The 20,162-nt window shown below is 69.4% G+C and carries 20 protein-coding genes; 13 read left to right on the top strand and 7 right to left on the bottom strand.

Annotation, left to right across the window (positions count from 1 at the left end):
* The first annotated feature begins 167 nt into the window (after nt 1-167).
* From murG to AC1KAT_RS11780, 9 genes are all read left to right on the top strand, one after another.
* Entirely contained in the window at nt 168-1,244 is a 1,077-nt protein-coding gene (gene murG / locus AC1KAT_RS11820; RefSeq protein WP_480326050.1) for an undecaprenyldiphospho-muramoylpentapeptide beta-N-acetylglucosaminyltransferase, read from the top strand.
* Nucleotides 1,241-2,650, top strand: a complete 1,410-nt coding sequence (gene murC, locus AC1KAT_RS11815) for a UDP-N-acetylmuramate--L-alanine ligase (RefSeq protein WP_480326049.1) — start codon at nt 1,241-1,243, stop codon at nt 2,648-2,650. The genes murG and murC overlap by 4 nt, the downstream gene beginning before the upstream one ends.
* A 148-nt stretch (nt 2,651-2,798) precedes the next feature.
* Entirely contained in the window at nt 2,799-3,767 is a 969-nt protein-coding gene (locus AC1KAT_RS11810; RefSeq protein ID WP_480326047.1) for a D-alanine--D-alanine ligase, read from the top strand.
* A gap of 22 nt (nt 3,768-3,789) precedes the next feature.
* On the top strand, nt 3,790-4,611 hold the full coding sequence (locus tag AC1KAT_RS11805; RefSeq protein ID WP_480326045.1) for a cell division protein FtsQ/DivIB: 822 nt from the start codon (nt 3,790-3,792) through the stop codon (nt 4,609-4,611).
* Nucleotides 4,612-4,620: 9 nt separating this feature from the next.
* Nucleotides 4,621-5,850, top strand: a complete 1,230-nt coding sequence (gene ftsA / locus AC1KAT_RS11800) for a cell division protein FtsA (RefSeq protein ID WP_480326043.1) — start codon at nt 4,621-4,623, stop codon at nt 5,848-5,850.
* A gap of 176 nt (nt 5,851-6,026) precedes the next feature.
* Entirely contained in the window at nt 6,027-7,235 is a 1,209-nt protein-coding gene (ftsZ, locus tag AC1KAT_RS11795) for a cell division protein FtsZ (protein ID WP_480326040.1), read from the top strand.
* A gap of 280 nt (nt 7,236-7,515) precedes the next feature.
* Nucleotides 7,516-8,451 carry a UDP-3-O-acyl-N-acetylglucosamine deacetylase gene (gene lpxC / locus AC1KAT_RS11790; protein ID WP_480326038.1) on the top strand — a complete coding sequence of 312 codons (936 nt, stop codon included), beginning with the start codon at nt 7,516-7,518 and terminating at the stop codon, nt 8,449-8,451.
* 9 nt (nt 8,452-8,460) lie between these two features.
* Complete coding sequence (locus tag AC1KAT_RS11785; protein WP_480326036.1) at nt 8,461-8,646, top strand: hypothetical protein; 186 nt, start codon at nt 8,461-8,463, stop codon at nt 8,644-8,646.
* 20 nt (nt 8,647-8,666) lie between these two features.
* Nucleotides 8,667-8,870, top strand: coding sequence for a hypothetical protein (locus tag AC1KAT_RS11780; RefSeq protein ID WP_480326034.1), 204 nt, complete (start codon nt 8,667-8,669; stop codon nt 8,868-8,870).
* 21 nt (nt 8,871-8,891) lie between these two features.
* Here AC1KAT_RS11780 and tcuB read toward each other — a convergent pair whose 3' ends face one another.
* Genes tcuB through AC1KAT_RS11755 form a run of 5 tightly spaced genes read right to left on the bottom strand, consistent with a single transcriptional unit; the run spans nt 8,892 to nt 14,689 of the window.
* Entirely contained in the window at nt 8,892-10,019 is a 1,128-nt protein-coding gene (gene tcuB / locus AC1KAT_RS11775) for a tricarballylate utilization 4Fe-4S protein TcuB (RefSeq protein WP_480326032.1), read from the bottom strand.
* Nucleotides 10,006-11,469, bottom strand: coding sequence for an FAD-dependent tricarballylate dehydrogenase TcuA (tcuA, locus tag AC1KAT_RS11770; protein ID WP_480326030.1), 1,464 nt, complete (start codon nt 11,467-11,469; stop codon nt 10,006-10,008). The genes tcuB and tcuA overlap by 14 nt, the downstream gene beginning before the upstream one ends.
* Before the next feature lie 25 nt (nt 11,470-11,494).
* Nucleotides 11,495-12,283: an IclR family transcriptional regulator gene (locus AC1KAT_RS11765; RefSeq protein WP_480326028.1), complete on the bottom strand. Its 789-nt coding sequence runs from the start codon at nt 12,281-12,283 to the stop codon at nt 11,495-11,497.
* A gap of 42 nt (nt 12,284-12,325) precedes the next feature.
* Complete coding sequence (locus AC1KAT_RS11760) at nt 12,326-13,207, bottom strand: NAD(P)-dependent oxidoreductase (RefSeq protein ID WP_480326026.1); 882 nt, start codon at nt 13,205-13,207, stop codon at nt 12,326-12,328.
* 36 nt (nt 13,208-13,243) lie between these two features.
* On the bottom strand, nt 13,244-14,689 hold the full coding sequence (locus tag AC1KAT_RS11755) for an aldehyde dehydrogenase (protein ID WP_480326024.1): 1,446 nt from the start codon (nt 14,687-14,689) through the stop codon (nt 13,244-13,246).
* Between the two features lie 408 nt (nt 14,690-15,097).
* Here AC1KAT_RS11755 and AC1KAT_RS11750 point away from each other — a divergent pair, with 408 nt between their 5' ends.
* From AC1KAT_RS11750 to AC1KAT_RS11735, 4 genes are all read left to right on the top strand, one after another.
* Nucleotides 15,098-15,658 (top strand): hypothetical protein, encoded by a 561-nt coding sequence (locus tag AC1KAT_RS11750; RefSeq protein ID WP_480326022.1) that lies wholly within the window; start codon nt 15,098-15,100, stop codon nt 15,656-15,658.
* 87 nt (nt 15,659-15,745) lie between these two features.
* Entirely contained in the window at nt 15,746-15,925 is a 180-nt protein-coding gene (locus AC1KAT_RS11745) for a hypothetical protein (RefSeq protein ID WP_480326020.1), read from the top strand.
* A gap of 104 nt (nt 15,926-16,029) precedes the next feature.
* Nucleotides 16,030-17,259, top strand: coding sequence for a bifunctional glutamate N-acetyltransferase/amino-acid acetyltransferase ArgJ (argJ, locus tag AC1KAT_RS11740; protein WP_480326018.1), 1,230 nt, complete (start codon nt 16,030-16,032; stop codon nt 17,257-17,259).
* A gap of 205 nt (nt 17,260-17,464) precedes the next feature.
* Nucleotides 17,465-18,340, top strand: coding sequence for a pirin family protein (locus AC1KAT_RS11735; RefSeq protein WP_480326016.1), 876 nt, complete (start codon nt 17,465-17,467; stop codon nt 18,338-18,340).
* Here the strand turns inward: AC1KAT_RS11735 and AC1KAT_RS11730 are convergent.
* Both AC1KAT_RS11730 and AC1KAT_RS11725 read right to left on the bottom strand, forming a co-directional pair.
* Entirely contained in the window at nt 18,312-19,151 is an 840-nt protein-coding gene (locus AC1KAT_RS11730) for a ceramidase domain-containing protein (protein WP_480326014.1), read from the bottom strand. The two genes, AC1KAT_RS11735 and AC1KAT_RS11730, sit on opposite strands and share 29 nt — an antisense overlap.
* Before the next feature lie 149 nt (nt 19,152-19,300).
* Entirely contained in the window at nt 19,301-20,131 is an 831-nt protein-coding gene (locus tag AC1KAT_RS11725; protein WP_480326013.1) for an HDOD domain-containing protein, read from the bottom strand.
* Nucleotides 20,132-20,162 lie beyond the last annotated feature (31 nt).

Below are 20,162 nucleotides of genomic sequence, written 5' to 3'. Positions count from 1 at the left end.
GTTTCGGCGCAACCAAAACAGACAACTCATGCGCGGAGGCCGCGCATGAGGGCCTTGACGCATGGCGGCGAGGTCGGGATGCGTGCAACGCAGCCCCGAGCTGTTTCGGCGCAGCCGAAAATCCCCTCGGGGGATCGACTGACGTACTCGTCGGGCGAGGGGCTGTCATGACCTCCAAGCACCTCATCATCATGGCCGCTGGCACCGGGGGGCACGTGATCCCGGGCCTCGCCGTGGCCAAAGAGATGCAGTCGCGCGGCTGGTCCGTCAGCTGGCTGGGCACCACGCACGGCATGGAGAACAAGCTCGTGCCGCCATCGGGCATCCCGATGAACAACATCACGTTCAGCGGCTTGCGGGGCAAGGGCCTGCTGCACACGCTGACCGGCGGCCTGCGCCTGCTCGCGGCTTTCGGGTCGTGCCTGCAAATCATCCGCAAGCAGAAAGCCTCGGCCGTGCTGGGTATGGGCGGCTACGTGTGCTTCCCGGGCGGCTTGATGGCCTCGCTGCTGAACAAGCCGCTGATGCTGGTGAACGCCGACGCGGCGCTGCTGATGAGCAACAAGGCGCTGCTGCCGGTGGCCGACCGCGTGGGCTTCGGCTTCGACGGCCCGGCCACGCACAAGATCAAGCAGGCGGTGGTGACCGGCAACCCGGTGCGCGCCGAGATCGAAGCGCTGCCGGCGCCCGAGCAACGCTTCGCCGGCCGCAGCGGCCCGCTGAAGCTGCTGGTGGTGGGCGGCAGCCTGGGCGCGAAGGTCTTGAACGACACGGTGCCGCAGGCGCTGATGCTGATGGACCCGGACCTGCGCCCGCAGGTCACGCACCAGACCGGCCAGGCCCAGCACGGCGCGGTGACGGCGGCGTACGGCGATGCCGCCATCGAGGCCGAGGTGCTGCCTTTCATCGACAACATGGCCCAGCGCCTGGCCGACTGCGACCTGATCGTCTGCCGGGCCGGTGCGGTGACGGTCAGCGAGTTGTGCGCGGCCGGTGTGGCGGCCGTGCTGGTGCCGCTGGTCGTCAGCACCACCAGCCACCAGCGCGACAACGCGAAGTGGATCGCCGGGCACGGCGCCGGCCTCCACCTGCCGCAAACCGAACTTTCACCGCGTCAACTGGCCGACCTGCTGTCGGGCCTGACGCGCGAGAAGCTGTTGAACATGGCCGTGAAGGCGCGAGCCCTGGCCCGGCCGCACGCCGCTGCACGTGTGGCCGATGAAATCGAAAGGCTGGCGGCATGAAGCACGCAGTCAAGCACATTCACTTCGTCGGCATCGGTGGTGCCGGCATGAGCGGCATCGCCGAGATCCTGCACAACCTGGGCTACGCCGTTTCGGGCTCTGACCAAGCGGACAGCGTCACGTCGCGTCGCTTGGCGTCGCTCGGCATCCAAGTCTTCACGGGCCACGACGCGCAGCACATCGCGGGTGCGGAAGCGGTCGTCACCTCCACCGCCGTGAAGAGCGACAACCCCGAGGTCATCGCCGCGCGCGCCAAGCGGGTGCCGGTGGTGCCGCGCGCGGTGATGCTGGCCGAGCTGATGCGCCTGAAGCAGGGCATCGCCATCGCCGGCACGCACGGCAAGACGACGACGACCTCGCTGGTCACCAGCGTGCTGGCCGAAGCCGGCGTGGACCCGACCTTCGTGATCGGCGGCAAGCTCAACGCGGCCGGCGCCAACTCGCGGCTCGGCTCGGGCGACTACATCGTGGTCGAGGCCGACGAGTCGGACGCGTCGTTCCTGAACCTGATGCCGGTGCTGTCGGTCGTGACCAACATCGACGCCGACCACATGGACACCTACGGCCACGACCTCACAAAGCTGAAGGGTGCGTTCGTGGAGTTTTTGCACCGCATGCCGTTCTACGGCGCGGCCATCCTGTGCGGCGACGACCCCGGCGTGCGCTCGATCATCCCGATGGTTTCGCGCCCGGTCATCACCTACGGCTTCGACGAAGACGCGCAGGTGCGCGCCGTCAACGTGCAGGCGCTTGAAGGCGGGCAGATGCGCTTCACCGCGCAGCGCCGCAACGGCGTCACCATGCCCGACCTCGACATCACGCTGAACCTGCCGGGCCGCCACAACGTGCTGAACGCGCTGGCGACGATCGCCGTGGCGACCGAACTCGAACTGCCCGACGCGCCGATCCAGAAGGCGCTGGCCGAGTTCCACGGCGTGGGCCGGCGCTTCCAGCGCTATGGCGAGTTGGCCTGCCCGCAAGGCGGCCGCTTCACGCTGATCGACGACTACGGCCACCACCCGGTCGAGATGGCCGCGGTGATCTCGGCCGCGCGCGGGGCCTTCCCGGGGCGGCGCCTGGTGATCGCCTTCCAGCCGCACCGCTACACCCGCACGCGCGACTGCTTCGAAGACTTTGTGAAGGTCATGGGCTCGGCCGACTCGGTGCTGCTGGGCGAGGTGTACGCCGCCGGCGAAGCGCCCATCGTCGCCGCCGACGGCCGCTCGCTGGCACGCGCGCTGCGCGTGGCGGGCAAGGTCGATCCGATCTTCGTGGACGACATCGCGCAGATGCCGACGGCCATCGCCGAGCACGCCCGCGATGGCGACGTGGTGATCTCGATGGGCGCGGGCTCGATCGGCGCTGTGCCGGCGCAGGTGGTCGAGTTGTTGAAGGGGGGCGCATGAACGCGAACCCGACCTCGGTGGCATGCGCTGGTCTTTTCACCGCCAAGGCGCCAAGAACGCAAAGCACGCAAAGGAAATGCCCGAGCCCTTCTTGGCGACCTTTGCGTTCTTTGCGGCTTTGCGTTGAACCTCTCACGAGTGGCACCCCATGACGAACATCGATCCGAAATCCCTGGGCAAGGTGGCCGTCCTGATGGGCGGCACCAGCGCCGAACGCGAGGTCTCGCTGATGTCGGGCGAGGGCGTGTTGAAGGCTCTGCAGTCGCAGGGTGTCGATGCGCATGCGTTCGACCCGTCCACGCAAGACCTTGGCGCGCTCAAGCAGCAGGGCTACGACCGCTGCTTCATCGCGCTGCACGGTCGCCATGGCGAAGACGGCACGGTGCAGGGTGCGCTCGAATTGCTGGGCATCCCGTACACCGGTTCGGGCGTGATGGCCTCGGCCATCGCGATGGACAAGGTGATGACCAAGCGCGTGTGGCTGGCCGAGGGCCTGCCGACGCCGCAGTACGTGTGGCTCGCGCCCGACCAGCAGACCCCCGAAGCCGTGGCCGCCGTGCCGGGGCAGGTCGGCCTGCCGCTGATCGTGAAGCCACCGCGCGAGGGTTCGTCGATCGGCGTCACCAAGGTCAAGACCGAAGGCGAGATGGCCCAAGCCGTGGCCGAAGCCACGAAGTACGACCCCGACCTGCTGTGCGAAGCCTTCATCGACGGCGAAGAAGTGACCTGCCCGGTGCTGGGCAACGGCGCCGACGCGAAGGCGCTGCCGGTGATCCGCATCGCCGCTCCCGATGGCGCCTACGACTACCAGAACAAGTACTTCACCGACGTCGTGCAGTACCACTGCCCGAGCGGCCTGCCCGAAGCCGAAGAGCGCGAGATCCAGCGCATCGTCGTCGCGGCCTACCGCACGCTGGGTTGCCGTGGCTGGGGCCGGGCCGACCTGATGATCCGCAAGAGCGACCGCAAGCCCTTCCTGCTGGAGATCAACACCTCGCCCGGCATGACCTCGCATTCGCTGGTGCCCATGTCGGCCAAGGCGGCGGGCGTCAGCTACGAACAGCTGTGCCTGCTGCTGCTGGCGAGCGCCAGCCTCGACACCTCGGCCCACGCCTGACGCCACGCACGCCTGAACCTACATGCCCCGCCAACCCAGCTTCGCCACCAACGCCATGAGCCCGCAGCCCGATGCGCTGCCGGCCGACGTGCGCTGGCTGCACGTGACGGCCAGCGCGCTGTTCGTCGCGGGCGGCGTGCTGCTGCTGTGCGTGCTGGTGATGTGGGCGGTGCGCCAGCCGGTGTTCAGCATCCAGCGGGTCAAGGTCGAGGGCGAGGTGTCGCACAACAGCGTGTCCACCATCCGCGCCAACGCACTGCCGCAGCTGGCGGGCAACTTCTTCACGATGAACCTCGCGCGTGGGCAGCAGGCCTTCCAGTCGGTGCCCTGGGTGCGGCAGGCGGTCGTCAAGCGCGTGTGGCCTAACCGGCTGGTGGTGCAGCTCGAAGAGCACCGCGCCGCCGCGCTGTGGGTCGGTGAAGACAAGAGCGAGCGCCTGGTCAACAGCTTCGGCGAAGTGTTCGACGCCAACCTCGGCGACGTGGAAGACGAGGCCCTGCCGACCTTCAAGGGCCCCGAGGGCGCCTCGGCGCAGATGCTGTCGGCCCACCGCCGCCTGGCGCCGCTGTTCGAGCGGCTCGACCTGCGTGTCGAGACGCTGGTGCAGAGCGGCCGCGGCTCGTGGCGCGTCGAATGCGAAGGCGGCGCCGAGGTCGAGCTGGGCCGCGGCACCGAAGATGAATTGATCGCCCGCACCGAGCGGTTCGTGCACACGGTGACGCAGGTCATCGCGCGTTACCAGCGTCCGCTGGTCTACGCCGACCTGCGCCACAACGAAGGTTATGCGCTGCGGCTGAAGGGGGTGACGACCACGCTCACCCCCGCCAACGCAGCCAGGAGTTGAGGGAACGAGATGCCCAAGGAATACAAGGATCTGGTCGTCGGCCTGGACATCGGCACCGCCAAGGTGATGGCGGTGGTGGCCGAGGTCTTGCCGAATGGCGAACTGCGCGTGGCCGGGCTCGGCATCGCGTCGGCGCATGGTTTGAAGCGCGGCGTGGTGGTCAACATCGACGCCACGGTGCAGAGCATCCAGCAGGCGCTGAAAGAGGCCGAGATGATGGCCGACTGCAAGATCACGCGCGTCTACACCGGCATCACCGGCAGCCACATCCGCGGACAAAACAGCACCGGCATGGTCATCGTGCGCGACAAAGAGGTCACGCCGGTGGACGTGGCCCGCGTGGTCGAGACCGCCAAGGCGATCAACATCCCCAACGACCAGCGGCTGCTGCTGGTCGAGCCGCAAGAGTTCGTGATCGACGGGCACGAGGTCAAAGAGCCCATCGGCATGAGCGGTGGCCGGCTCGAGGTGAAGGTGCACATCGTGACCGGCGCGCAGAGCGCGGCCGAGAACATCGTGAAGTGCGTGCGCCGCTGCGGGCTCGAAGTCGATCAGCTGGTGCTGAACCCGAGCGCGTCGAGCCACGCGGTGCTGACCGAAGACGAGAAGGACCTGGGCGTCGCCATCGTGGACATCGGCGCCGGCACCACCGACGTGGCCATCTTCACCGACGGGGCGATCCGCCACACGGCCGTGATCCCCATCGCCGGCGACCTCATCACCAGCGACATCGCAATGGCGCTGCGCACGCCGACGAAAGACGCCGAAGAGATCAAGGTCGAGTACGGCGTGGCCAAGCAGTTGCTGGCCGACCCGAGCGACCAGCTCGAAGTGCCGGGCCTGGGCGACCGCGCGCCGCGCATGTTGTCGCGCCAAGCCTTGGCCGGCGTGATCGAGCCGCGCGTCGAAGAGATCTTCTCGCTCGTGCACCAGGTGATCCGCGAGAGCGGCTACGAAGAGCTGCTCTCGAGCGGCATCGTGCTGACCGGCGGCGCGGCGGTGATGCCGGGCATGGTCGAGCTGGCCGAAGACATCTTCCTGAAGCCGGTGCGCAAGGGCCTGCCCACGTACCACGGCCCGCTGCACGACATGGTGGCGAGCCCGCGTTCGGCGACCGTGATGGGCCTGCTCGAAGAAGCCCGCCTCGGCCGTGCGCGCGGCCTGAAGGCGGCGCAGCAGGCCGGCTCGGTCAAAACCCTATTCGGTCGCCTGAAGGACTGGTTCCTCGGCAACTTCTGATCACCACAGGACGGACCCATGACCCCTTACGCACAAGACGTGATTGGCAAGCCCGCCTGCGGTGCCTGCGGACCACCTGGCGCACAAGCTCCCCCCAAGACCGTGGGCCACCACGGCAAAAGATCAGAGGGAACTTTCAAACATCAAACGGCAACTGCAAGGATTGGAGAAACAGCATGGCAATTGAAATGATCGAAGAATTCGACCTGGGCACGCAGATCAAGGTGATCGGTGTCGGTGGCGGCGGCGGCAACGCGGTCGATCACATGATTGCGCAAGGCGTTCAAGGCGTGGAGTTCGTTTGCGCGAACACCGACGCGCAAGCGCTCAACCGCTCGACGGCGCACCACCTGATCCAGCTCGGCACCACCGGCCTGGGCGCGGGTGCCAAGCCCGAAGCCGGCCGTGCCGCCGCTGAAGAAGCCGTCGATCGCATCCGCGAATCGATCAAGGGCTCGAACATGCTCTTCATCACCGCCGGCATGGGCGGCGGCACCGGCACGGGCGCGGCCCCGGTGATCGCCCGCGTGGCGAAAGAGATGGGCATCCTGACCGTGGGCGTGGTCACCAAGCCCTTCGACTTCGAAGGCAACCGCCGCTTGAAGGCGGCCGACGCGGGCCTGGCCGAACTCGAAGCCAACGTCGATTCGCTGATCGTCATCCTGAACGACAAGCTGCTCGACGTGCTGGGCGACGACGTGACGCAAGAGCAGGCCTTCGCGCACGCCAACGACGTGCTGAAGAACGCCGTCGGTGGCATCAGCGACATCATCCACATCCCGGGCCTGGTGAACGTGGACTTCGAAGACGTGAAGACGGTGATGAGCGAGCCCGGCAAGGCCATGATGGGCACGGCGATCGCCGGCGGCCCGGACCGCGCCACCAAGGCGGCCGAAGGTGCGGTGGCTTGCCCGCTGCTCGAAGGCATCGACCTGTCGGGCGCGCGCGGCGTGCTGGTGCTGATCGCTGCGGGCAAGAGCAGCTTCAAGCTGAGCGAGAGCCGCAACGCGATGAACACCATCCGCCGTTACGCGGCCGACGATGCGCATGTGATCTACGGCACCGCCTACGACGAATCGCTGGGCGACCAGCTGCGCGTCACGGTGATCGCCACGGGCCTCAGCTCGCAGAAGCAGCGCCAGGCCGCGCCGATCAGCGTCGTGCACAGCAACCACACGCACGCGGTGGCCCAGCGCACGGGCACGGACAACATCCCTATCCTGACCCAGCCGGTGCACGCCCCGACCGCCCACGACTACAGCAGCCTGTCGGTGCCGAGCGTGTGGCGCAACGGCCGCACGGCGGCGGCGAAGGTGGATGCGCTGGCGAGCAACGGCATGGACGAGATCGAGATTCCGGCGTTCCTGCGCAAGCAAGCCGACTGATCTCGACGGGCCGGAGGGCCCCATCGCTTCATTCCGTTCGGGCTGAGCGCGAACGGACTGGGGCGGTGGGGCGCGGTCTTTTCACCGCCAAGGCGCCAAGGGCGCAAAGGGCGCCAAGAACAGCCCTCTGTATTCCTTTGCGTTCTTGGCGTCCTTGGCGCCTTGGCGGTGAAGAAACCTTGCCATGTCACCCGACTTTGTCGAAGCCTCGGGCCTGACCCAATCCCCCCCATAGCCAACGGCAACCCCGCGTCGCACCCCGCCTTCCTACAATCGCCCGATGCTCCAGCAACGCACCCTCAAGTCCCTGACCCGCGCCGTCGGCGTGGGCGTGCACGGCGGGCAGCGTGTCGAGATGACGTTGCGGCCGGCGGCGCCTGACACGGGCATCGTGTTCCGGCGCGTGGACCTGCCGGCGCCAGTGGACATCCCGGTCAACGCCGACGCGGTGTGCGACACGCGCATGGCGACCACCGTGTCGCCGGGGGGTGACCCCGGTGCGCCCAAGGTCAACACCATCGAGCACCTGCTGTCGGCCTGCGCGGGCCTGGGGCTCGACAACCTGATCGTGGACATCACCGCCGAAGAGGTGCCCATCCTCGACGGCTCGGCGGCGTCGTTCGTGTTCTTGCTGCAGAGCGCGGGCATCGAACTGCAGAACGCGCCCAAGCGCTTTCTGCGCCTCAAGAAACCGGTCGAGATCCGCGAAGGCGAGGGGCGCACGCTCAAGTGGGCCCGGCTCGAACCCTACGCGGGCTACAAGCTGACCTTCGAGATCGACTTCGATCACCCGGCGGTCGATCAGACCGGCCAGTACGTCAGCTTCGACATGGGCTCGGGCCTCTACAAGCGCGACATCGCGCGGGCCCGCACCTTCGGCTTCACCAAAGACGTCGAAGCGATGCGCGCGCGCGGCCTGGGCCTCGGTGGCAGCATGGACAACGCCATCGTCATCGACGACTACCGCGTGCTCAATGCCGGCGGCCTGCGCTACGACGACGAGTTCGTGAAGCACAAGATCCTCGACGCCATCGGCGACCTCTACGTCGCCGGACACCCGATCATCGGCGCCTACACCGCGTTCAAGTCGGGCCATGCGCTCAACAACAAGCTGCTGCGCGCCGTGCTGGCCGATGCCAGCGCCTTCGAGATCGTCACCTTCGACAACGAGCGCGACGCGCCGGCCGGCATCGCCGACCTGGCCCCGGCGTGGTGACGCGCGCCGATGGCGATCGCACGCGGGCTCTTTCTCTTTCTGTGCGCCGCCGCGGTGGCGCTGTTTCTTCTGTACGTGGTGACCGGCCAGGTGCGTTATCGCCATTGGGGCGTGCGCGTGCTGGCGGTGACCGTGGGCACCGGCCTGGCGTTCTTCGTGGTGCTCGCGGTGTTGAGGGTGGCCGGACTGGCCTGACGAGACCCTAAGATTCGCGCATGGTCATCTTCAGTTGGATCGTCCTCAGCATCGTCGCCCTGCTCATGGTCTTGAGCGGCGTCGCCTGGCTGATGTTCATCGTGCTCGACGACTCGGACTGGAAGAAGCTCGGCGTGCGCATCTTCCGCTGGGCGCTCGCCGCCGTGCTCGTCTACATCAACGGTGTGGTCTGGGGCCACCTCTTCGCCGCAGGCTTTGCCTGACGGCCCCGGCTGGAACAGACCCTACTCGCCCCCCACGCCGTGGTGCGGCCGGCGCCGCTCCAGCGCGTACTTCAGCAGCGCCGCCCCGCGGTACAGCCCGTGCACGAACTTGCCGTAGGGCAGGCTCACGAAGAGCGCGAGCACGACACCGAGGTGCAGCACCAGCAGCGCGCCCATCGCGGCGGTCTCTCGGCCCGCGAGCAAGGCCAGGCCGGTGGCGCTGGTCAGCAGCAGCAAGACGATGAAGGCGACGTCCATCGGGTTCTGCGTGCGGTCCACCGTGGCCGCGTCGCGTGCGCGTTTGAGGCGCAGCAGGCCGATCGGGCCGATCAACAGGCCGAGGCCACCCAGCGTGCCCAGCACGACCGGCACGCTGAAGTAGCCATAAGGCGCGGGCCAGCCGAAGCCATAGTGGTAGACCGTCGCGACGCTGGTCGCCGCGAAGCACAGCAGAAAGCCGTACATCGTGAAGTGGTGGAAGAGGCGCCGTTGCCCGTTGGACGCGGGCGCCTCGGACGATGCGCACTGCGTGCCCGCGCCGTGCAGGTAGCGCAGGCTCGCCATGTCGCGCAAGGCCTCGCGCCACGCAGCCCATGACGACACCAGGGCCGAGAGCGGCTCACCGCTCGCCCGCCAGAAGCGCAGCACGCCGGCAGCCATTGCCAGCAGCACGAAGACACCCACCGCGCCGAAGGCCCCGGCCATCACGCCATGCGGCATCACGCGGTAAAAGTCACCGCCGGGCACGGCGGTGAAGAGCGCCGCCACGCCGCCGTTGAGTGCGATGGCGAGCGTGAGCAGGGCGACCCACCCGAGCGCGAGCGACACGGCCGTGAAGGCCCCGCTGCGGGCGAACAGGGGACCCAGCGGCGCGGGCCACGCATGCGCCTCGTACGACGCGCGGCGCACCCGCGCGAGCGACTGCGGCACGTTGACCTGAAAGGCGTGCGGCGGGGCGTACTGGCAGGCATGGAAACACTCGCCACATTGGTGGCACAGGTTGGCCAGGTAGTCGAGGTCGGCACCGGTGAAGACGAGGCGGCGCTCCATCGCTGGAAACACCGCGCAATAGCCCTCGCAGTAGCGGCAGGCGTTGCAGATGCCCATGTCCTTGCGGGCTTCGTCGATGAGGGCTTCAAGCGCTTGCATGGCGGGTTTCTGCTGCGGCTTCGGCGATGGCCGTGTGGCGTGGATTCATGGCGAGTTGCGCCGCCTCGGCGCCCGCGATGCGGCCAAACACCGTGCCGATGGCCATGCCGATGCCGGCCACGTAGCCCTGCCCGAGGATGTTGCCCGCCATGATCTCGCCGGCCGCGAAGAGGTTGGGCGTGAAGCGGCCATCGGCCCGGCGGATGCGTGCCTTCGCATCGACCTGCACGCCGAGGTAGGTGAAGGTGATGCCCGGGCGCAGCGGGTAGCCGTGGAAGGGCGGCGTGTCGATCTTCTGCGCCCAGTGGGTCTTGTCGATGGCCAGGCCGCGCGTGCGGCAGTCGTCGAGCACCGCGTGGTCGAAGTGGCCGGGCTGCACGGCGGCGTTGTAGTCGGCCACGGTCTTCAGCACGGCCGCGACCGGCAGTTCGAGCTGGTGGGCCAGCTCTTCGAGGCTGTTCGCCGTGAGGGCCGGAAAGACCGACGGCATGAAGCGCCCGATGGCCTTCTGGTCGATGAGCGAATAGGCGATCTGCCCCGGCTGCTGGGCGACCAGCCGGCCCCAAATGGCGTAGCGCTTGGGCCAGAAGTCTTCGCCTTCGTCGTAGAAGCGCTGGCCTTCGCGGTTGAGCACGAGGCCGAGCGAGACGCAGTCGAGCCTTGTTGCGATGCCGCCGTCGAACTTGGGCGCGCGCGCGTCGATGGCCACGCAATGGCCTTGCGTGGGGTCGCCGATGGACGCCATGCCGAGGTCGATCAAGCGCCGCAGCACCTTGCCCAGGTTGTAGGGCGTGCCGCGCACGATGAAGTTGTCGGCCGCTTCGCCCCAGGCTTCACGCAGCCAGTCGAGGTTGGACTCGAAACCGCCCGAGGCGATGACGACGGCGCGCGCCGCCACGGTGGCGGGGCCTTGCGGCGTCTGCACCACCGCGTGGCGAAAGCGGCCGTCGGTGGCGTCAAGCACGAGGTCGGTCACCTCGGCCTCGTAGCGAATGTCCACCCCGAGCCGTTCGGCCGCCGCGTAGTACGCGTTGACCAGCGCCTTGCCCCCGCCGAGGAAGAACGCGTTCGTGCGCCCCAGGTGCAGCGTGCCGCCCAGCGAGGGCTGAAAGCGCACGCCGTGCCGCTTCATCCAGTCGGTCGCGGTGGCGGTCGCGCGGATCACCAGGCGCGCCAGCGCCTCGTCGGTTTGCCCCTTCGTCACGCGCAGCAGGTCGGCGAAGTACTCGTCTTCGGGGTAGGCCTCGGTCAGCACCTCGGTGGGCGCGTTGTGCATGCAGCGCAGGTTGCGCGTGTGGCGGCTGTTGCCCCCGCGCCAGACGCGCGGCGCGCTCTCCAGCATCACCACCGAGGCGCCAGCCTCGCGTGCGGTTAGGGCGGCGCACAGCGCGGCGTTGCCTCCGCCGATGACGAGCACGTCGCAGGTCGGCGGGGTGTCGGGTCGGGTCATGCGGTGGGGTGACGCGCAGCCGCGCTCAGGCGGGCGTGTGGGCGCGGGCCGCTGTCGGCGCCTGCCAGGGCGTGGCGTCGCCGGTGGCCAGCGGCCAGGTGCCGCCGAGCGATCGCGTCGCCCGCTCGGCGGCCGTTTGCAGCAGGCCGCTCATGCGTTGCACCGCGAGTTCAGAAAAACGCTCGAGCGGGCCGGACAGCGACAGGGCCCCGAGCAAGATGCCCGCCGGCCCGAACACCGGGGCCGAGATGGCGCCGCACAGCGGGTCGCGTTCGCCGAACGAGGCATAGACCAGCGGCGGCAGCGTGGCCAGATCGACCCCCGACCCGATGCCCCCCGCATGCGCCAGCAGCGCCTTGCCGGGAGCGCCGCGCGTGAGCGGCAGCACGTCGCCGGCGCGCACGCGGTCGAGCGTCGAGTGCGCCGAGTCGATGCGGAACAGGCACAGCCGCGCGTCCTTGCCATGGCGCACGTGGAACGACGGGCTTTCGGTGCCGTGTTCGACCAGCCATTCGAGCACCGGCTGGATGCCTTCTTTCAGGCCGTAGGTCAGCTCGAAGCTGCGGCCGAACAGAAAGGCCAGCGGCCCCAGCGCATAACGCTTATCGCTGCGGTGCACGACCAGGCCGGCGCGTTGCAGCGAGGCCAGCAGCCGCAGCAGCGTGCTCTTGTACATGCCGGTGTGGCGCGCCAGCTCGGCCAGCGTCAGCGGGCTGGCCGACTGCGCCAGCACGGTGGCGATGGTCAGCGCGCGATCGACGGCGGCCACGCCATCGGGCGGTGCGGCTGGGGCGTTGGGGGCGGTCTTGGGCATGGATCTTTGCCTCTGGTGGAGCGAGGTGGGCCGGGCGAGCGCTCAACCGCCGATCAGGCGGCTGATGACCGGGTGGTACTGCGCGCCCAGCCCGTCGGCAATGGCCTGTGCGTACCAGCCATCGACGCTGCGGGCGCCGCGCGCATCGACGCCGGTGTCTTGCGCGAGTTGCAGGGCGTAAGCGAGGTCTTTGCGGGCGTACTCGACCGAGAACGCGCGCTCGGGAAAGTCGCCTGGCAACACCGACTTCATGCCGTGGTTGCGCAGCGCGAAGCTGTCGGCCGAGCCCTTGGCGAGCGTGTCGAAGAGCAGCGCCGCATCGACGCCCGCGCGTTCGCCGATGGCCTTGGCCTCGCACAGCGCGGCCACCGTCTCGAACAGCACCATGTTGTTGAGGATCTTCACCACCTGACCGCAGCCGACCGGGCCGCACCGGCTGATGTCGCTGGCGAAGGTGGCGAGCAGCGGCTTGACGCGCTCGAACAGCGCGTCAGACGCGCCGACCATCACCGACAGCGTGCCGGCCTCGGCCGCCGCACGCGTGCGCGCCACTGGCGCGTCGATGAAGTGCGCACCGCGTTCGGCAAAGGCTTCGGCGAGGGCACGCGTGGTCTGCACGGGCGAGGTGCTCAGGTCCACCACGAGCTGGCCTGCGGCGATGTGCGCGAGCAGGCCGTCGGCTTGCGTGGCGAGCTGCTGCACCACCTCGCCCGAAGGCAGCGACAGAAACACCACCTGCGCCCCGTCGATGGCCTCGCGCACGCTGGCCGCGTGGGCCACGCCGTGCGTGGCGATGCGTGCGAGCGGTGCCGGGTCGCGGTCGAGTGCGCGCACCGGCAGGCCCGATTTGGCGTGCAGGTTGCGACAGATGGGCTCGCCCATCACGCCCAGGCCGATGAAGGCCAATTGCTGGAAGGTGTTCACGCGGGTCGTTGCCGGAAGGTGGGTGTGCAGGGCGCGTCACAGGCCCCAGTAGACGGCCTTGAGCTGCTGGTACAGCCGCATGCCGCCGATGCCTTTCTCGCGGCCGAGGCCGCTTTGCTTGAAGCCGCCGAAGGGCGTGGCGATCGACAGCTGCTTGTAGGTGTTGATCCACACCGTGCCGGCGTCGAGCGCGCGCGCCACACGCCACGCGCGGGCGCTGTCGGCCGTCCACACGCCGGCGGCCAGGCCGTAGGCCGAGTCGTTGGCCTGGGCGATCAGGTCGTCTTCGTCGTCGAAGGGCAGGGCGCAGAGCACCGGGCCGAAGATTTCTTGCTGCGCGATGGGGTCGGCGTTGCACACGCCGTCGATCACGGTCGGCAGGTAGAAGGCGCCGCGCTGCAGGTGATCGGCGTCGGGTGCGCGGCCCCCGCACAGCACCTGTGCGCCGGCGCTGCGCGCCGCATCGACCGTGCGCGCGACGAAGTCGCGGTGCGCGAACGAGGCCAGCGGCCCCATCTGCGCGCCGGGCGCGTCGGGCAGGCCGACCTTCAAGCCCTGCGCGCGGGCGACGAGCTGCGACACCACGCGCTCGTAGACGCCGCGTTGCACGAACAGCCGCGAGCCGGCCACGCACGACTGGCCGCTGCCCTCGAAGATGCCGCCCGCAACGGCTTCGACCGCCGCGTCGAGGTCGGCATCGGCGAACACGATGTGCGGCGACTTGCCGCCGAGTTCGAGCGCCACCGGCAGCAGCCGCTGCGCGGCCAGGGTGGCGATGCGCCGGCCGCTGGCCGTGCCGCCGGTGAACGACACCATCTTCACGCCCGGGTGTTCGACCAGGGCCGCGCCGGCCACCGCGCCGCTGCCGGGCAGCACGTTCAGCAGGCCCGCCGGCAGGCCGGCGTCGTGGGCGATGCGGGCCAGCGCGAGCGCGCACGACGGTGTGAGTTCGCTGGGCTTGAGCAGCACCGCGTTGCCGGCCGCGAGCGCAGGCGCGACCTTTTGCGCCTCCATCGTCAGCGGCGAATTCCATGGCGTGATGGCCGCCACCACGCCGTAGGGCTCGTGCAGGGCCATCGAGACGTAATCACCGCGCGCGGGGGTGAGCTCCGACGTGGCCGTCTCGCACACCGCCGCGAAGTAGCGAAACACCGCCGCCGCGCCCTTGGCCTGGGCGACGCATTCGGCCTGCACCTTGCCGTTGTCCTGACGCTGCAGCGTGGCCAGCGTGTCGGCCTGGGCCAGCACGCCGTCTGCAATTCGATGCAAGACTGCCGCGCGCTGCGCAGGCAGCATGCCGCGCCAGGCGGGCCGAGCGGCGGCTTGCGTGGCGGCTTCGACGGCGCGCTGCACGTCGGCCGCGCTGGCGCCGCTGACGCAGAACGAGGGCTCGCCGGTGGCCGGGTCGACGCCACGCAGCACCTCGCCGGTGCCGGGCACCGGCTCGCCGGCGATCCACAGCGGCTGGGGGGTGCCGGTCACGCGCGGCCTCGCACGTCGCTGTGGGGCGTTCTGCTGGAAAAAATCTTCGGCATCAAATTTGAGAACGTGCACGGTCGAAAAAGAGGACCGTCGGGAATCCTAGCGCCCGACAAAGGGGCCGCCATCAGGGTTCTCGCCCATGAAATTCGAGGCTCTGCGCTCATCGACGACCGCAAGCGGTGCAATCGGTGCGGCAGAACGCTCATTCCGTTGAATGAAACATTTCAACGCGTACCCACCATCGTCGGCCCGCTCCTACAGCGCAAGCCGTGCCGGTCCGATTCGCCCCGGGCGGCTTCGCGGTTCGAATCCACGGACGCTTCGGCGCTGCTCGACGAGCCGCCCGAAATCCGAGAACGGGACCGAGCCAGCGTTCGCCAGCCGATCCCCACAACCGAAGGAGCAGACATGAACAAGGACAAGCCTCTCGCCAAGGGTGAACCGCGCACCCCCAAGGGCATGGACGCCAACCGTGACCCGATCACCGGCGCGCCGGGTTCGCACCCGGTAGGCACCGGCCTGGGCGCCGCCGCCGGTGGCCTGGCGGCCGGTGCGGCCGTGGGCACGGTGGCTGGCCCCATCGGCACGGCCGTGGGCGCGGCCGTCGGTGCCGTGGTCGGCGGTCTCGCCGGCAAGGGCATCGCCGAGCGCATCGACCCGACGGTCGAAGACGCCTACTGGCGCGACAACTACAGCGACCGTCCCTACGTGAATGAGGGCGCCCTGTACGACGACTACCAACCGGCCTACCGCTACGGCGTCGATTCGTACAGCACGCGCTACGCGGTCGGCAGCGGCCTGGGCTTCGACGAGGTCGAGCCCGAGCTCGCCACCGGCTGGGACAAGGCGCGCGGCTCGTCAAGCCTCAAGTGGGACCAGGCCAAGCACGCCGCCCGCGACTCGTGGCAACGCGTGAGCGACGCGATCGAACGCGCCACTCCGGGCGACTCGGACCGCGACGGCAAGTGACGCCCAGCGGTGCGCGCCGGGCTTGCCGCGTGCAGGCCCGGCGCGCCCGCGTTCAACGCCCCTCGTTTCAACCCCCAAGGAGCCCGCATGTCATTCGCCATCTACCTGGTCGGCTTCGTGATCTTCATCGCCGGCGTGGCCTGGGCCTTGATCCTGGCCGGCGTGCCTTCGCAGTTCGTCGCCATCGGGGCGGTCATCCTGCTGGGCATCGGCATCTTCACTGGCGTGTCGAAGACCCGCACCAAGGACATCTCGACCGGGCCCTGAGCGTCGACCCCGGTGCGCGCACCGGGTGATGCGGTCAGGCAGCGGGTGGGTCACACCGGCTTCCTACAATCGCCGCTTTTCACCCGCCGCCCCCGAGGTCGCCCATGCCCGTCAACCTGCAAGCCCCCGATCCGAAGTCTCTGCACCCTGTGCCCGGCGTGAAGCTGGGCATTGCCATGGCCGGGGTGCGCAAGGCCAACCGACGGGACCTCACGGTGGTCGAGATCGCCGATGGCTCGCAGGTCGCGGCGGTGTTCACCAACAACCGCTTCTGCGCCGCGCCCGTGCAGTTGTGCCGCAAGCACCTTGAGGTCGGGCTCGACATCCGCGCGCTCGTCATCAACACCGGCAACGCCAACGCCGGCACCGGCGAAGACGGTCTGGTGCGCGCCTTCAGCACCTGCGTGGCCATGGCCCGCCACCTCGAAGTGACGCCCGAGCAGGTGCTGCCGTTTTCGACCGGCGTGATCATGGAACCGCTGCCCAACGACCGCATCGAAGCCGGCCTGCCGGCCGCGCTGGCCGACCTGAAAGAGGACAACTGGGCCGCCGCCGCCGAAGCCATCATGACCACCGACACGCTGCCCAAGGCCGCGTCGCGCCAGGTCAAGATCGGTGGGCAGACGGTCACCGTCACCGGCATCAGCAAGGGCGCCGGGATGATTCGCCCGAACATGGCGACGATGCTGAGCTTCATCGCCACCGACGCGGCGATCTCGCCTGAGCAGGTGCGCATCCTCACCAAGCACGCGGCCGACCGCTCGTTCAACCGCATCACCATCGACGGTGACACGTCCACCAACGACTCGTTCGTGTTCATTGCCACCGGCGAAGCGCGCAACGAACCCATCGACGACTTGATGCAAGGCGACGGCGCGCTGATCGCCGAGGCGGTGATCGCGGTCGCCACCGAACTGGCCCAGGCCATCGTGCGCGACGGCGAAGGCGCCACCAAGTTCATCACCGTGCAGGTCGAGGGCGGCAAGACCGAAAAAGAGTGCAAGCAGGTGGCCTACGCCATCGCGCATTCGCCGCTGGTCAAGACGGCCTTCTTCGCCAGCGACCCCAACCTCGGGCGCATCCTCGCGGCGGTCGGTTATGCCGGCATCAACGACCTCGACCAGACGCTGATCGACCTGTTCCTCGACGACGTGCACGTGGCCGTCAACGGCGGGCGCAACCCCGACTACCGCGAAGAAGACGGCGCCCGCGTGATGAAGCAGAGCGAGATCACGGTGCGCGTCAACCTCAAGCGCGGCGACGCCAGCGCCACGGTGTGGACCTGCGACCTGAGCTACGACTACGTCAAGATTAACGCCGACTACCGCAGCTAAGACGGTGCGAACGGCTCCAGCATGCCCGCTCATCCCGCCCAGCGCCCGCGATTCGGCGTGGCAAACGCGCGCCGTGGCCCGAGCCACGGCGGTGCTGTGCGCCTTGACTCGCAGGCTCTGAGCGGGCGGCTTGGCCACGCCGGCACCGTTCCCACCTCCTAGACGTTTGCCTCCTCGCATTTCGCGCGGAAACCAAGGACCCGGCATGGACGCGTTGCAGACCCTCACCCCGCACGTCAAGAACCTCGGCGGCGGCTTCGTCGTGCGGCGCAGCCTGCCCGCTGCGCAGCGCCAAGCGGTCGGGCCGTTTCTCTTCTTCGACCACTTCGGGCCGCTCACTGCCGAGCCGGGCGCTAACCACGATGTGCGGCCGCACCCGCACATCGGGCTGGCGACGGTGACCTACCTGTTCGAGGGCGCGATGATGCACCGCGACAGCACCGGCGTCGTGCAGCGCATCGAGCCCGGCGCCATCAACTGGATGACCGCGGGGCGCGGCATCGTGCATTCCGAGCGCATGCCCGACGACCTGCGCGAGCAGGCCCACACGCGCCACGGCCTGCAGCTGTGGGCGGCGCTGCCGGCCGACCGCGAAGAAGACGCCCCGGCCTTCTCGCACACGCCGGCCGAGGCCATCCCTGTGCTCGACCTCGACGGCGCGACCGTGCGGGTGCTGATCGGCGAGGCCTTCGGCCAACGTTCGCCGGTGCCCACCGCGTCGCCCACCCTGTACCTCGACATCGACCTGCCCGGGCACGTGAGCTTCACGCTGCCGCCGCTGGCCGAAGAACTGGCGCTCTACGGCGTGGACCGGCCGTTCACGGTCGATGGCCGTGGCGTGCCGGCGCACACCCTGGCCGTGCTGCCCCGCTCCGGCGCGGCCGTGCAGGTGCAGGCCGACGAAGGCGCGCGTCTGGTGCTGGTGGGCGGCGCGCCGCTCGGCCATCGCTTCATGTGGTGGAACTTCATCTCCAGCCGCAAAGAGCGCATCGCGCAAGCCGCCGACGATTGGGCCGCGATGCGCTTCGACGCGGTGCCCGGCGAGACCGAGTTCATTCCGCTGCCCGAGCGCCGGCCCTGACGGCGGCCCGCAGCAGCACCCAAGCCGCGCCCGCGGCCAGCAGGTGCTTGAGCGTGTGGCCGCTCAAGAGGCCCAGGACATCGAGCAGCGGTGCGTCGAGCACCTCGGCGCCCTTGGCGGCGGCGTACAGGCCGAGCGCCCACCACCAGCTCGCGTTGCCGGTGCGGGCCAGGGCCCCCGGCCGGTTCACGCGCAGCAGCAGGGCGATGGGCACCAGCACCATCGGCAGCAACTGCACCGCGAGGTAGGCGCGCAGGTCGCCGGGCTGGCCGGTTCGCTCGGTCCACCACCACACGAGCGTGGCCACGGTGGCGAGCCCGAGGCCCGCGACCAGCATGCGCAGGTCGCCCCAGCGGGCGTGCACGCGTTCGGCCAGGAAGGCGCACAACAGGCTGGCGCAGGCCCAGGCGATGGGCAGGCGGTCGAGCGTGATGGTGTCGGTGTTGGGCGTCGCGTGGAACACCGACGAGCCGAAGGCCGTCAGCGCGATGCACACCGCGAACACGCGCCATGCGCGGCGCTGGGCGGGCTCGAAGGCCGCGTTCTCGCCGGCCAGTCGCCGCATGCCCCACAGGCCCGCCACGAGGAAGGGCAGGTTGCTCAGCACGTCGGCCGCGTTCGGCAGGCCGAACAGGCCCCGTGTGTCGGCGAAGTGGATGTACAGCGGCGGCTGGTGGATGGGGCCGGCGGCGATCAGCGCGGCCAGCAGCGGCGCGGTGGCCACCGCCAGCCAGAGGGCACGTGAGCCGGTGCGAGACGGGGCATTCGCATCGCGCCGCAGCGCAGAGGGGATCGGGGGCGTGGTGGGCATCGGGGCGGGGTGTCGTGGTGAGAAGGCGGCATGCTGACCCGCCACCCCGTGGGCGACAAGCCCCGGCAGTGTGGGGCGCGGCGCCGGCCACGCCGGGTATCGCGCGATGCGCCTCGTCGGCAGCGCGCGACGGCCCCGCCTCGTGCGCCTCAGTGGCCCAGCACCGCCGCCAGACCCTCGTTGACATCGCCCACGTCGTTGAGCTTGTCACACAGCCAGTCGATGTCGAGGTGCAGGTGGGCCAGCAACTCCGGCACGGCGGCCGGCAGCGCAACGCGGGCCGGTTGGTTCAGTTCGTTCGCGTCGGCCAGCACCTCGGCCATGCGCAGCACGGCCGCCAGCAGCGAGAAGGGCTTGGCCGCCAACGGGTCGGCCGCATCGCGGAAGGCCGCAATCAGCACCGGCGGGAATTGCCAGCGCCGGGCGAGCTCGGCCGTCACGTCGGAATGGGTGCAGCCGAAACGCGTCATCTCGAGCGAGAGACGGCAGCCGGCTTCGGTGGCGTGCGCTTCTTCGTCGGCCACCAACTGAGGCTCGTGCATGGCGATGAGGATCTGCCCGGTGCGCAGCATCAGGCCGGCGAGGTAGGTGACCTCGCTGTCGAGCATCAACAGCCGGCCCAGCAGCTTGGCGTAGGCGGCGGTGGTCATGCTGTGGCGCCAGAAGCGCAGGCGGTCGAGGCCTTGCACCTGCGGAAAGGCCCCCGACAGGCAGGCCGACATCGCCAGGTCGCGCAGCGTGTGCATGCCCAGCACGGCCGACGCGTCGTTCAGCGTGGCGATGTCGTGCGCGGGGCGGTAGTGGGCCGAGTTGGCCAGGCGCAGCACCTTGGCGGCGAGCGTGGCGTCTTTGCCGATCAGCGCGGCGAGGGTGTCCAGGCGGGCGTTCTCGTCGTCGAAGGTGCGCAGCAGGCGCGAGGCCACTTCGGGCATCGCGGGCAGGGCGCTGACGTTCTGGAAGAACTTCTGGGTGTCGGGCATGGGCGAATGTCTCCGGGGGAACTCGCCTTGC

The organism is Piscinibacter sp. PDB5-1 (assembly GCF_056676035.1).
This window is presented reverse-complemented; position numbering and strand designations above follow the sequence as displayed.

What these genes read in the sequence shown, in the direction of transcription:
- murG (WP_480326050.1), top strand. Translation starts at nt 168, where the DNA reads ATGACCTCCAAGCACCTCATCATCATGGCCGCTGGCACCGGGGGGCAC.
- murC (WP_480326049.1), top strand. Translation starts at nt 1,241, where the DNA reads ATGAAGCACGCAGTCAAGCACATTCACTTCGTCGGCATCGGTGGTGCC.
- AC1KAT_RS11810 (WP_480326047.1), top strand. Translation starts at nt 2,799, where the DNA reads ATGACGAACATCGATCCGAAATCCCTGGGCAAGGTGGCCGTCCTGATG.
- AC1KAT_RS11805 (WP_480326045.1), top strand. Translation starts at nt 3,790, where the DNA reads ATGCCCCGCCAACCCAGCTTCGCCACCAACGCCATGAGCCCGCAGCCC.
- ftsA (WP_480326043.1), top strand. Translation starts at nt 4,621, where the DNA reads ATGCCCAAGGAATACAAGGATCTGGTCGTCGGCCTGGACATCGGCACC.
- ftsZ (WP_480326040.1), top strand. Translation starts at nt 6,027, where the DNA reads ATGGCAATTGAAATGATCGAAGAATTCGACCTGGGCACGCAGATCAAG.
- lpxC (WP_480326038.1), top strand. Translation starts at nt 7,516, where the DNA reads ATGCTCCAGCAACGCACCCTCAAGTCCCTGACCCGCGCCGTCGGCGTG.
- AC1KAT_RS11785 (WP_480326036.1), top strand. Translation starts at nt 8,461, where the DNA reads ATGGCGATCGCACGCGGGCTCTTTCTCTTTCTGTGCGCCGCCGCGGTG.
- AC1KAT_RS11780 (WP_480326034.1), top strand. Translation starts at nt 8,667, where the DNA reads ATGGTCATCTTCAGTTGGATCGTCCTCAGCATCGTCGCCCTGCTCATG.
- tcuB (WP_480326032.1), bottom strand. Translation starts at nt 10,019, where the DNA reads ATGCAAGCGCTTGAAGCCCTCATCGACGAAGCCCGCAAGGACATGGGC.
- tcuA (WP_480326030.1), bottom strand. Translation starts at nt 11,469, where the DNA reads ATGACCCGACCCGACACCCCGCCGACCTGCGACGTGCTCGTCATCGGC.
- AC1KAT_RS11765 (WP_480326028.1), bottom strand. Translation starts at nt 12,283, where the DNA reads ATGCCCAAGACCGCCCCCAACGCCCCAGCCGCACCGCCCGATGGCGTG.
- AC1KAT_RS11750 (WP_480326022.1), top strand. Translation starts at nt 15,098, where the DNA reads ATGAACAAGGACAAGCCTCTCGCCAAGGGTGAACCGCGCACCCCCAAG.
- AC1KAT_RS11745 (WP_480326020.1), top strand. Translation starts at nt 15,746, where the DNA reads ATGTCATTCGCCATCTACCTGGTCGGCTTCGTGATCTTCATCGCCGGC.
- argJ (WP_480326018.1), top strand. Translation starts at nt 16,030, where the DNA reads ATGCCCGTCAACCTGCAAGCCCCCGATCCGAAGTCTCTGCACCCTGTG.
- AC1KAT_RS11735 (WP_480326016.1), top strand. Translation starts at nt 17,465, where the DNA reads ATGGACGCGTTGCAGACCCTCACCCCGCACGTCAAGAACCTCGGCGGC.
- AC1KAT_RS11730 (WP_480326014.1), bottom strand. Translation starts at nt 19,151, where the DNA reads ATGCCCACCACGCCCCCGATCCCCTCTGCGCTGCGGCGCGATGCGAAT.
- AC1KAT_RS11725 (WP_480326013.1), bottom strand. Translation starts at nt 20,131, where the DNA reads ATGCCCGACACCCAGAAGTTCTTCCAGAACGTCAGCGCCCTGCCCGCG.